1 pseudogene is annotated in these 1,466 nt (G+C 37.5%); it reads right to left on the reverse strand.

Annotation, left to right across the window (positions count from 1 at the left end):
* Window positions 1-77: 77 nt before the first annotated feature.
* Window positions 78-1,348 (reverse strand): annotated as a pseudogene (locus tag GQR46_RS19595) (IS4 family transposase).
* Between the last annotated feature and the right edge of the window lie 118 nt (window positions 1,349-1,466).

A 1,466-nucleotide genomic window follows, 5' to 3' on the forward strand; every position in this document is an offset into this window, starting at 1 on the left:
AAACCATTTCATACATTCGCGCTTGAAGTTTTATTAACTTCAAGCGCTTTAATTAATATGAACTCATAGGTTAGACATTAAGAGAGAATTGGATTCAGGCCGCATTTTAATCGTCCTTTTTCTTTATCTCTTTTTGGGTTCGCTCTTCGTGCATATTTTGACAAAAAACTGATAGTTTTTTGCCATGCTTTATTCAGTGTCGATATCACGCCTTGTGTTATCGACTCCATTAATTGATAAAACCAACCTTGGGTGTTTTTTGCTACCATAAATGTTGATAGCTCAATACCGGCAAGTTGTTGAACACTCATGCCTATTCGCCTCTTTACTAACAACGTCAATAAACTTGCCCACACCAAGCCTTCCATCATGCTCGCTTTTCTGGTGTTAAATTTCTGAAGGTTGCAATAAGACTTCCATTCTTTAAACAGTAACTCTATTTGCCATCTGAGACTGTAGAGCTTTATTACCGCTTCAGCGCTAAATTTTTCTCGATTTAAGTTCGTTGCCCAATAAGTAGGCTCACTTTTTCCTTTAGGCCAGCTCGCAATCAATCGATAATTCGTTTTACCTTCCACATCCATATCGACAATAACACTACGACGAATATGCTTTTTAACGTCCTTTTGCTTCTCTGTGAAAACCGTTTTAACGCGTTACCGTGACGATTAAAAGCAGCTACTACGGTTGGATTAACCGTGGTTTTAGCCCTGACAACATAAAAGCCTCCTGCTGTATCAATTGATTCAAGATACGATAACTTAAAATAACCTCTATCCGCTAAAAACAAGGTGTCGACTAACGATTTAGCATCAGGTAAAAAATCATATTCAGCTTGGCTATCAGGACTCACTGAGATTTCTTCGGGATAACCTTGAAGCACATCCCAACTCACATGAACCTCTATTGCCGCAGGACTTATTTTAGTAAAGCGACCTTTAAAGGTATCTTTTAAACTATCGTGCACTGCGAACGAACTTCCATCTTGCATTACTATGCGTTTAAAGTCAGAAAGAGTGGCGTCTGTACCGAGTATTTGTTGCTGCCATTCATTTAACGCCACATCGACCAGTGATTTCATCAATAGGCTGAATTCAGGCTTACTCAGTTGATTGTGAAACGGTTTATATTGAACATCAGTTTCCGTCAACTTCACAAAATAGCGATGTAAATCTGTCACGGTGTTTACCGATTTATCGCCTAGAGCCGTTATTAACGACATGACTAATTCGAAAGGTTTTATTATTCGTTTACGGCTACAAAAACGGCTTGTTTTACCTATTTCGTTAATATTAAAATCGTTAAGCACTTTCGTTATTTTGTTTAACTCAGTATTATGTTTATTCATGCTCTGCTTTTGGGATAGATAGTGGTTTGGCGATTACTATCAGATCAAATTCAGAGCATGTTTTCAAGTTTTATTCCTTAAGATCCAACCTATGAGTCGTTATTAACTAAAATTCTTA

The sequence above is a fragment of the Pseudoalteromonas sp. Z1A6 genome (assembly GCF_011378745.1).
Classification (GTDB): Bacteria; Pseudomonadota; Gammaproteobacteria; order Enterobacterales; family Alteromonadaceae; genus Pseudoalteromonas; species Pseudoalteromonas arctica.